Origin of the sequence: Caballeronia sp. LZ065 (assembly GCF_031450975.1) — a bacterium.
Classification (GTDB): Bacteria; Pseudomonadota; Gammaproteobacteria; order Burkholderiales; family Burkholderiaceae; genus Caballeronia.
In genome coordinates, this window is the sequence record NZ_JARUXV010000009.1 from 1 (window position 1) to 9349 (window position 9349).

13 protein-coding genes are annotated in these 9349 nt (G+C 59.9%); all 13 read left to right on the forward strand.

The annotated features are described in order from the left end of the window. A partial coding sequence (locus QCE63_RS35175) for a hypothetical protein (protein ID WP_309839843.1) occupies window positions 1-701 on the forward strand: 701 nt, incomplete at its 5' end. A gap of 56 nt (window positions 702-757) precedes the next feature. After that, window positions 758-1135 carry a hypothetical protein gene (locus tag QCE63_RS35180; protein WP_309839844.1) on the forward strand — a complete coding sequence of 126 codons (378 nt, stop codon included), beginning with the start codon at window positions 758-760 and terminating at the stop codon, window positions 1133-1135. Between the two features lie 29 nt (window positions 1136-1164). After that, window positions 1165-1332 (forward strand): hypothetical protein, encoded by a 168-nt coding sequence (locus QCE63_RS35185; protein ID WP_309839846.1) that lies wholly within the window; start codon window positions 1165-1167, stop codon window positions 1330-1332. A gap of 613 nt (window positions 1333-1945) precedes the next feature. Next, window positions 1946-2596, forward strand: coding sequence for a ParA family protein (locus QCE63_RS35190; RefSeq protein ID WP_309839848.1), 651 nt, complete (start codon window positions 1946-1948; stop codon window positions 2594-2596). Next, window positions 2589-2816: a hypothetical protein gene (locus tag QCE63_RS35195; RefSeq protein WP_309839850.1), complete on the forward strand. Its 228-nt coding sequence runs from the start codon at window positions 2589-2591 to the stop codon at window positions 2814-2816. The genes QCE63_RS35190 and QCE63_RS35195 overlap by 8 nt, the downstream gene beginning before the upstream one ends. 1 nt (window position 2817) lies before the next feature. Then, window positions 2818-3138: a hypothetical protein gene (locus tag QCE63_RS35200; RefSeq protein ID WP_309839852.1), complete on the forward strand. Its 321-nt coding sequence runs from the start codon at window positions 2818-2820 to the stop codon at window positions 3136-3138. A gap of 59 nt (window positions 3139-3197) precedes the next feature. Then, window positions 3198-3614 (forward strand): surface-adhesin E family protein, encoded by a 417-nt coding sequence (locus QCE63_RS35205; RefSeq protein WP_309839854.1) that lies wholly within the window; start codon window positions 3198-3200, stop codon window positions 3612-3614. 525 nt (window positions 3615-4139) lie between these two features. After that, window positions 4140-4400, forward strand: a complete 261-nt coding sequence (locus tag QCE63_RS35210) for a hypothetical protein (RefSeq protein WP_309839855.1) — start codon at window positions 4140-4142, stop codon at window positions 4398-4400. Further along, on the forward strand, window positions 4390-7734 hold the full coding sequence (locus QCE63_RS35215; RefSeq protein WP_309839856.1) for a plasmid replication protein, CyRepA1 family: 3345 nt from the start codon (window positions 4390-4392) through the stop codon (window positions 7732-7734). The genes QCE63_RS35210 and QCE63_RS35215 overlap by 11 nt, the downstream gene beginning before the upstream one ends. A 102-nt stretch (window positions 7735-7836) precedes the next feature. Then, window positions 7837-8052 carry a hypothetical protein gene (locus QCE63_RS35220; protein WP_309839858.1) on the forward strand — a complete coding sequence of 72 codons (216 nt, stop codon included), beginning with the start codon at window positions 7837-7839 and terminating at the stop codon, window positions 8050-8052. Beyond that, window positions 8052-8294 carry a hypothetical protein gene (locus QCE63_RS35225; protein ID WP_309839860.1) on the forward strand — a complete coding sequence of 81 codons (243 nt, stop codon included), beginning with the start codon at window positions 8052-8054 and terminating at the stop codon, window positions 8292-8294. The genes QCE63_RS35220 and QCE63_RS35225 overlap by 1 nt, the downstream gene beginning before the upstream one ends. Before the next feature lie 449 nt (window positions 8295-8743). Continuing rightward, window positions 8744-9028, forward strand: a complete 285-nt coding sequence (locus tag QCE63_RS35230) for a hypothetical protein (protein ID WP_309839862.1) — start codon at window positions 8744-8746, stop codon at window positions 9026-9028. A gap of 5 nt (window positions 9029-9033) precedes the next feature. Continuing rightward, window positions 9034-9349: hypothetical protein (locus QCE63_RS35235; protein ID WP_309839864.1), on the forward strand; the 316-nt coding region annotated here is incomplete at its 3' end.

Consider the following 9349-nt stretch of genomic DNA (forward strand, 5'->3'; position numbering starts at 1 on the left):
TGTCCGTGAGCCTGGTGGACGCCTCGCGTATCGCACAGGCGGGCGCTACGGTGGTGGTGATGCCCGATCCGTCGAAGGCTTTTGCCGTAGATGGCGTGGGCGAAGTGACGATGACGCCCCGCCCTGCTCGCTTCCTCACGATCGAAGCCGCGCCGTTTGCTGTTGTTGAAGATGGCGCAGACGTGGGCGAATCAGCGCTGCCGCTGTCGCGTGCTGCCATCGATTTTTCGACGGCGCCGCAGATGGCTATCCGCTTCCGTGTTTCGCGCCGCGATCAGAAAGACTTCCAGGACCAGGCGGACGCCATCATGACGGCCATCACGCTGGGCTTGGCTCGCGCTGCTGATGCCACACTGCTGGCTGCCATCACTGCGGCGATTCCTGCTGCGTTCAGCCTGGCTGCCGCTGCGGAAAAGGGTCTGCGATTCGATGAATTGCGCGCCCTGGTCGGCACGGCTGGCGCTGGTGCAGCGGTGAGCCAAGACGGCAAGCTGCGCGTCGCTGGCGTGGCTGCTGAGTTGACCGCCGACACAGCAGCCACGTTCGTAGGTGCGTTCAGCCGCTCTGCTGTGGCGGTGCATGAAGCCATCGACGTGGTGGCCGAACGCACCAGCGTGGCGGGCGATCTGGTGGTGACCTGCTGGGCAAACATGCAGGCATTGCTGCCGAACGCAGGCATGTTCTTCAAGGTGTCCGCGTGAGAGCGCTGTCGATTATCGGGCGGTGCGGCAATTGCCGCAGCCTGACTAGCCGAACCATGGGCGACGTGCATCAGTGCCGCCCCTGTGAAGCTAAAGGGTTGCCTACGGTGAAAGCTGAGGCGAAGCGCAAAGCGTCCGATGGCGATTTGCCGCGACACGTTGCTGATGCGCTTGCCAGTGCCTCTTATCTCATGCGTTCGCCAGACGAGAACGGCCCGCGCGTCGTGGCCACCATCGCTGGATTTGGCTCTGTGGTCTTGGGCGGCCGAGGGGGTGACGACATCGAAGCCCGCGTGGTCCGAACGTGGCCCGATCTGTCGAATGCACAGGTATGGCGAGTTTTGAAGTACATCGACGCGGGCGCGGCTGCGGCTATTCGAGCCGCAACAGAACAGCCTGGCCGCCAGAAAGACCGCTGGCTTGATCGTTACTGAGATACCGACCTATGCAAACGAACACAAATTTGGAAGCGATGCCCAGGACGGAGCGCATCGCGGTTCCGACCGATCCCGAGATGCTGCGAGCGCTTGAAGCGCACCGCAGCCGCCTGGAGCAGCAAACGCTGATGAAGATCACGCTTGCGCAGGCTGCCGCTGGCCTGTTGCGTCGCGGCCTGGAAGCGGCGAACTGATTTCTTCCCGTGGAGCCCTGTTCCGAGGGGTGCTGCGGCGGGCAAACCGCAGCGAATCGGAGGTTTGCTGGTGCACGTTGCCCCGTGGCCTGTATGGCACGGGGGTTTTTTCGCCGGGCTGCCGGGGCCGGAAATACTGGCAGCGACCCCAAAAAAAAATTGGCCCCATGACGGGGCCGAATTTCCTATTTGCGCAGCCATGATAAACGACCGTCCGAGCCAGGGCAAAGGGCAGCCCACTGCGCTGTCCACGAAGCACCGCGCCCTGCCCCGTATCCCTGACTGGCTGAACCCGGATCGTCGCATGTCGCCTGATTCCCTGGAGAAACACCAGTTAGAAAAGATGCACCGCGACGATAATCATGACGGAAAGAACGTCGCGCGCAGCCTTAAAAAGAGCAACCCAATCATCCCGATCCATATCAGCCCCCCCTGTTCCATGACTCGACGGAAAGGAATGTAACCTAGTTTTTTCTAGGGTAAACGCTTGGTTTTATCGAATGTCAATTGTCCAATTTGCAAAATTAAATCTCGCTTAAGATGCCCTGCCCTAGGTGTGCGCGTCCTTTTCTGTTATCTTCCTGAAATCATCAATGCCGCAAAGGATGATTTCATGAAAACAATAATTGTTGCCAGCCAGAAAGGTGGCAGCGGAAAGACCACTCTTGTTTCGCACCTGGCGGTGGAAGTCGAACGGGCAGGGGATGGCCCCGCCTGGATTCTCGACACCGACCGACAAGGCACGCTAAGCCGCTGGCACGAAAGCAGAGAAGCGGACACGCCCCAGCGCGCGGACGTACCATTTTCGAAGCTGTCCGCTGGCCTAGATGCGTTGGACAAGCAGGGCGCCGCTTACTGCCTGATTGACACTGCGCCCGCTATTTCCGATCAAAACACCAAGCTGCTGCGCTTGGCTGATCTGATATTGATCCCTGTTCGCCCCTCTCCTGCCGATCTGTGGGCCGTATCTGAAACGGTCGAGCAAGTGCGCGACGCAGGCAAGCCGCTGCTATTTGTCATCACGCAGGCAAAGGCCCAGGCCAGCATCACAGCGCAAACCGTGGCGGTGCTGTCTCAACATGGCCAAGTGGCCCAAGCGTTCATTGCTGACCGCGTTCCTTATGCGGTAGCTATGACGGCAGGCCGCACGGCGCCCGAGCTAAGCGCGAAAAGCCCCGCAGCTAATGAGATCGCGGAACTGTGGGCATGCATGAAAGCATGTTTTCATGAAAAAAAGAAAACAAGGAAAGTGAGCAATGGCTAAAGCAATGAATCCGCTTGCGCAGGCAATGAACCCGCGCAAAGACGTCCCGCAAAGTGCCTCAAGACAACGGGGTGTTGTGCCGTCATCTGAACTGGTGCCGCTTCAGTTCCGCATGCCGCCTGAGTTCGTGAAAGCGTTTAAGCAGGCCGCGTTAGACAGAGACATGAAATTGAATGAATTGTTGAATCATTGCTTTCAAGAATTCATGAAAAAAAGCTGATATGAAAACCCGTTTTCTTGCGTTGATCCTTTTTGCTACCGCATCTATCCATGCTCATGCAGACCCGTACTTTCGTGACTGCATTGTCTTGGCAACGGGGGTTGAAAATGCGGGTGATTACCGGGCGAAGGGCTATACCAAAGATCAATACGACCAATATTTAGCCGAGCGGGTGTGGCGTCAAGACCTCAACACAGATGCTTTCCTGTTATGGGACCAAGGTGCAAAACTCGCATACCGTCCCGAATACTCAAAAATGAGTGCCAAGGCAGTAGCCGCTAAGGTGTATGCCTACTGCCTTACCCACCAAAAAGAAAATTGACGCAACTACCGGTCTTCCTCAATGAAAGACCGGTAGTTGCGATCTACGAGGAAGAAACTATGAAAGCAATACGGGGATTGATGGTGCTGGCAGGAGTTGTCCTAGTCGGATCGGCGCAGGCGGCGGATTGGGTGAAGGTATTTTCCGACTCTGACGCGACTTACTTTATGGATGCTGAATCGCTTCAAGGGCAAGGCGAGGAAGTGGAAACATGGATTAAAACAGAATACAAAACGCCGCAGCATTTAAATGGAAAAGCGTTCGATACCGTCAAATATAAGAATCGATTCTTCTGTGATACGCGGCAAATCCAAAGTGGCTTTACCGTGTTTACCGACAAAAACAATGTCGTTTACTCTTCTAAACGTTTCGCGGAGCCTGAAGAAGTCGTCCCGGACTCACAGGGCGAACTTTTCATGACGGCAGCTTGCAAGATATTTCCGCGCCGCAGCAAATCATCGGATCCGGTCCGCTAGGTGGACCAAACATCGTGAAGCTGTTTTATGTCTAGTCCCGTCAGGCCCGCTCGATAGTCACTTTCAGCCCTGGCGGGCACAATTTTTTGTGCGATGCGCCAAAAGTCAGGATCCTGACTGATACGGTGAGCACCATACCGAAGTCGCCCGCACCATCAATCTAGATCGTCTCAGCAACTAAGCTGCTGTCGAGGATTCGCACCTAAACCAGTGTTTCCAAAGGCAAACACTGAAGGCAATTTTGTGACTTTGACGATTGGGAACAATTGGCAAGGGTGATGGCGCGGCGTACAATCCGACTCACTGAGCGGGATGTAGTTTTTTCCGGCCCAGAAAGCGAAAAAGCCCAGGCTGGCAGGCCGGGGCTTCTTCATCCAGGATCGCGCGGACACGTGAGCCAGGACAGGTACAGCAAATAGTGATGCGATTGTAGAGGCAATTTGCGCCGGACGCAAATCGCATTTGTGTACCCCTTGCTACGTTTTTGTGCGATCTGAAACCCGAAGAATCAGGGCTTTAGAACGCATGAACAACATCAGCCTTCTGTCTCAAATCCACCGCGCCCGCACTCGCGCTGCGCGTCTCCAGGCCGCCTGGGCTGCCGCCATTCACCTGGCAGGCAAAGACACCATCGCAGGCCACCCCGTCTTTCCGCTGGCCATCGATCTGATTGCAGCGCACGCCAAATCGGGGCCGCCCGATACCCGTCTGTCTCCGCTCGAAGCATTCCGCATCCTGGTCGATGCGCTGCATTCGATGGAACGGCGGGGGGCATATGGTCGCTAAAGCCCGGTTCTCTGATTTCATCGCACAGCGTTACCCGAACCCCGAAGACCTGCTGGCCGCGTTTTTCGAAGACGCCGTGGCTACCGCTGCGGACGTGGGCGTGCTGCTGGAATCGATGCCCGCCCTGGATGGCCGCCGCCGCAACTTGCCCGACCTGAAGGGCCAGCGCGGCAAGGGCTTCGTGAAGGCCAGCAGCAAGGGCGACAAAGACGGCGATTTCCCCGCGCTGACGTTCGGGCGCTATGGCCACGAAGACCAGAATGCGACCTGGAACCCGCGTAATTTGGCGTGGCAAGAGTTTCAGGCCGCACGTGGTGGACTTGCGCCGATAACACCAGAACAGAGCGACGACCTAAAGCAGCGACGCGCTGCAGCTGCGGCTGCCGCCATCGAAGGGCAACGGCAGCAAGCCATCCAGGAAGGCAAGCGCCAGGCCACTGCCGCCAGCCAGGCCGCACGCCTATGGGCCGCTGCCGCTCCTGCTGGCTCGCACCCTTACCTGACCCGCAAGGGCGTGGCCGCATGCGGCCTGCGCATCGACGTGGACGGCCTGCTGCTGGTGCCAATGTATGACGCGGCGGGCGCGCTGTGGAACCTTCAGCGCATCGACACCACGGGCCAGAAACGCTTCCTGACCAATGGCCGCGCCAAAGGCACGTTCTATCGCATCGACGGCAGCCCCGCCCGCGTGATCCTGTGTGAAGGCTTCGCCACGGGCGCGACCATCCACCAGGCAACGGGAGCCACGGTGCTGGTTTGCTTCAGCGCAGGCAACCTGCGCACGGTGGCTGCCGATCTGGCGCGCGTCGATAGCGTGACCTGTGAAGTGGCAGCCGATAACGACGCGAGCCGCACGGGCCAGGAAGCTGCTGAAGCCACGGGCCTGCCGTATCTCATGCCGCCGACCGTGGGCCACGATTGGAACGACCACGCAGCCGCACGCGGCATCGCATCGGTGGCCGCCGCATTCGCGCCGGACTTCGACCTGGCCGCCCTGGATAGCATCCAGCCGCAGCCGGAACTGAAGGGCCGCGAGGATCAATGGATTACGGCCATGTGCAAAACGGCCGACCCACTGATGGCATCGGCCTGGGCCTGGAAAATCATGCGGCGGCTGTTTCCCACCGTGCCCGCCCGCTTTGACCTGGACGGCCTACTGCGCATGCTCGAAGCACACGCGCCGGCATGCGGCTATCCGCTTGGATTCATCGCTGCCGCACGCGAACGTCTGGCGCGGCGCATCTACGCGCGCCGCAAGCAGGCCATGCAAGCCGTTTCGTTCTCGAGCGACGCCACCGCGCGCCATGATTACGTGCAGTGCATCGCGCTGCCGCAGTTTGCGCCCGAAGACTACGAAGGCGTGATCCTGGTTCGCGCGCCGAAGGGCACGGGCAAGACGGAATCCATCATGCGGCCATTCGCGGAATGGGCGGGCAAACATGGCGGATTCGTGGCCGTGGTCCATCGCGTGAGCCTGGTTCAAGAGCTTGCCCGCAAGCTGAATTGCGCGCTCTATACGGATGTCACGAAGCGATACGCGCGAGACAACGCCGTGCCCGCACTGGCCACTTGCCTGCCGTCCATCGTGCGCAGCGCGCATCGCGGCATCATCGAGCAGTGCGACTTCCTGGCCGTCGATGAAATCGCGCAGACATTGGCGTTCATCGAAAGCGAAACCGCCTGCAAATCCGAAGGCGTCACGAACGCGGGCGTCTATGCCGCGCTGCGTGAAATGGTGCGCCGTGCGCGCTGCATCATCGGCGCCGATGCGGGCCTGAATGACCAGGTGATCCGCTTCCTGGAAAGCTGCCGCCCTGGTGAGCGTTTCCGGGTGTTCGATATGGGCGACCGCGACCAGGGCATGAACGCGCATTACGTATGGGGCGATGCAGGTCTGTCTGCCGCCTTGGGCGAAATGCAGGCGCGGCTGCGCGATGGCCAAAACATTTGGGTTAGCTGCGATACGCGCCGCTTTGCCGAGGCCGCTGCGAAGTGTCTGGCCGCCAGCACGGACCGCCCTATTCTTTGCATCACGAAAGCGAAGACCGCCGAGCGCGAACGATTCATGGCCGACCCGCAAGGCGTATCACGCGAGTATGCCGCCGTGATTCACTCGCCTGCCATCAGCAGCGGCATCAGCATCAAGCACGACCACTTCCAGCATGGTTTCCTGTTCTATTCGGGCTATACCATCGCACCGGATGAAGCATCGCAGATGATGCGCCGCGTTCGCCCGCTGAAGGACTGGACCATATCGCTATCGGTTAGCCGCCTGAGCGCCACCACGGAAGCCGATGCCATCCTGATGGGCATGGAGCGCGCATCTGAAATCGCAGGCAGTCCGAAGCGCGCCACCGAATTCGATGGCTTCATCGCCACCATCCGCGCCCACCAGGACCGTGCCCGAATCGACGGCGCCGCCGGTTTGCTGTGGCAGCTTGAAGCGGAGCGATACACCGTCACGCGCGCCGATGCCGCCCTGGACGTGGACACCCTGGAAAGCTACAAGCTGGCCCGCCGAGAACTGCGCGAAGCCGACCGCGAAGCGATCCTGGCCGCGCCCGATCTGACCGACGACGAAGCGCAGGCCCTGCGCCGCCAGCCGTCGCAATCGCCCGAAGACGAAGCCGCCCTGGACCGTTACACCATCGCCCGCGGCCTGGGCGTCCGCGCAGTGGACGAAGCTGCGCTGGACGTCTGGACGAACATCGGCCCGAAATCACTGGATCGGTTCGCCAGCGCCCTGCTGGGCTATTCAGGAAAGGCCGACCAGGCGGAAAACGAACACCTGAGCCAACGCGCGCCGCACCGCGCCCGCGCCGCAGCTTATGCGCGCCTGTTCCAAGGCATCGACGTGCGCCCAGGCCTGGTGATCGACGCCGACCTGGCAGAAAAACTGATGGACCGCATCGAGGCTGATCGATTCGCGCTGTCCTGGCTGGGCATCGTGCCTGCCGCATGGGGCGCCATCCTGACCGACAAGAAAGGTAACGCCATTGCGTTTAAACGCCCCGCGTATCCCGTGCGCGAGGTGGGCGAAGTGTTCCGCCGCTTGGGCATCGTCACGGTTTGCAGCAAAAGCAACGGAGCACGTACCTATGCGCTGCCGTCCAGTTTCGAGCTGGTCCGCACTTGGGCGACAAGCCGAATTCAGGGCACATGCCACGGTATTTCTAAAGCAATTCAGCCCATGTGCCCTGTTTTGGATGACTGGCTGGCCGTGCGCGAAAGCCTGTTTCAGACCACGCCCGCTGACGCCGCAGCCGTCCGCCGCATCGTGTCTCTAGGCGCTACCGGCCGCGCAATGCTGAAGCTGCGGAGGATGGCAGCCTAGGGAGAGTGTCATACTATGACAAATAGGTATTTATGACCGATACGCTTGATTTCAGTCAGATTTACGGTAATAATTACCGAAAGTGACTTTCTGGAATCGAGCATGCCGCAGCCATTCGCCCAGCCACGCATCGCGGACGTTGTATTGACCGCCGTGAAGACCGCCGCCACAGCGCGTGTGGCTCGATTCATTGAAGCCGACCTGCGCGCCTGCGGCCTGCCGTGCCATTCGCTGGACCAGCGTTCGATGGATGAACTGTCCACGATGGTGGCCAGGGCAGTGCGGCAAGCTGCTGCGAACGTGAAGGATGAAGCCTGATGGCTGTCGGATTCGACTTCGGCGCATACGCGGCTATCCGTGATGACCTGGGCCGCCAGTACATGCGGCAGCTTCGTGTCGTGCCGCGTGGATGCGTTGCGTCCTGGATGGCAGTCGGCTGCATGGTGGCCGCAGAAGCATTTGCCATTGGCATCAGCGAGTGGAACGAAGGCGCAGGCGAAGCCAGGGCATACGGGCTGACGGGCACGGCAGGCAATGGCAAAGCGTATGGGTTCATCTGATGACGCCGACCGCGTGGCGGCCCTGTACGCGAACGGCAGAAGGCAGCCGCAAGACCCCTATCAGACCCCACCCCCCCCTATCGCGGGTCCCATCGGAGCCGGACGGCAGGCGGGTGACAAGCACTCCCGGCATTCAAAATTGGTCTGCCGTTTTCAAGTTCGGACTATGACTATGTCCCGAGGCATAAGCCTTTGAGCCTGCATCCGAAAGCGCCTTTCTCGAAGTAGTAGACATATGGAAACACTTCCGCAAGCAAGCCATGCGCGCGTCCCACTGAAACAGCGGCTGCCCAGCCGTGCATGCCCTATCGATGGCCGCGTTCGCCCTGCCTTTCGCCTGAAAAGCAGCGACAGAAACCCACAACTGAACAGAAGAAACCCACACGTGTAATCTGGCGAAAAATCGGCGCAAGATGGTGCCAGTTGATACAACCTAAGCATAACTAATCATGACCCTTGAAGAGTTGAACGGCTACATCGCGGAATGCAAAGCGGCCCCGCCCGCAGCACCGCAATTGACGGTGGCCCAAATCCGCACGACTGCGGGATACAGCGCTGCCACGCTGGACCAGTGGGCGGCCGAAGGTGCGCCGATCAATCTGACGGGAAAAACGGACCTGTTCGCGCTGTTCGATTGGCTGAATGCGCCGGGCGGCAGTTACGCAAACGCGGTGATCGGCATCGATGACGTCCTGCGCTGCCAGTGGATCTACAACCGCAGCAACAACGTTTAAACGACATGAACAAAATTCTCGACCTGCTGGACTCGGCCAGCAAGGCCCAAGGTGGCCACGTGTTCTATAACCCGAATGGTGATGTGCGCGCCGTCCATCCGGGCAAGCCTGTCGTGCGCAGCATCCTGAATCTGAACAGCGACGTTATGCCGTTCATGCAAGAAAAAGACGGCGGCCTGACGCGTGCTCCGCAGGCAAAGCTCGCCGTCGAAAACTCGCGATTGTCCGTGAGCCTGGTGGACGCCTCGCGTATCGCACAGGCGGGCGCTACGGTGGTGGTGATGCCCGATCCGTCGAAGGCTTTTGCCGTAGATGGCGTGG

What these genes read in the sequence shown, in the direction of transcription:
- QCE63_RS35230 (WP_309839862.1), top strand. Translation starts at nt 8,744, where the DNA reads ATGACCCTTGAAGAGTTGAACGGCTACATCGCGGAATGCAAAGCGGCC.
- QCE63_RS35180 (WP_309839844.1), top strand. Translation starts at nt 758, where the DNA reads ATGGGCGACGTGCATCAGTGCCGCCCCTGTGAAGCTAAAGGGTTGCCT.
- QCE63_RS35225 (WP_309839860.1), top strand. Translation starts at nt 8,052, where the DNA reads ATGGCTGTCGGATTCGACTTCGGCGCATACGCGGCTATCCGTGATGAC.
- QCE63_RS35205 (WP_309839854.1), top strand. Translation starts at nt 3,198, where the DNA reads ATGAAAGCAATACGGGGATTGATGGTGCTGGCAGGAGTTGTCCTAGTC.
- QCE63_RS35190 (WP_309839848.1), top strand. Translation starts at nt 1,946, where the DNA reads ATGAAAACAATAATTGTTGCCAGCCAGAAAGGTGGCAGCGGAAAGACC.
- QCE63_RS35200 (WP_309839852.1), top strand. Translation starts at nt 2,818, where the DNA reads ATGAAAACCCGTTTTCTTGCGTTGATCCTTTTTGCTACCGCATCTATC.
- QCE63_RS35210 (WP_309839855.1), top strand. Translation starts at nt 4,140, where the DNA reads ATGAACAACATCAGCCTTCTGTCTCAAATCCACCGCGCCCGCACTCGC.
- QCE63_RS35215 (WP_309839856.1), top strand. Translation starts at nt 4,390, where the DNA reads ATGGTCGCTAAAGCCCGGTTCTCTGATTTCATCGCACAGCGTTACCCG.
- QCE63_RS35220 (WP_309839858.1), top strand. Translation starts at nt 7,837, where the DNA reads ATGCCGCAGCCATTCGCCCAGCCACGCATCGCGGACGTTGTATTGACC.
- QCE63_RS35195 (WP_309839850.1), top strand. Translation starts at nt 2,589, where the DNA reads ATGGCTAAAGCAATGAATCCGCTTGCGCAGGCAATGAACCCGCGCAAA.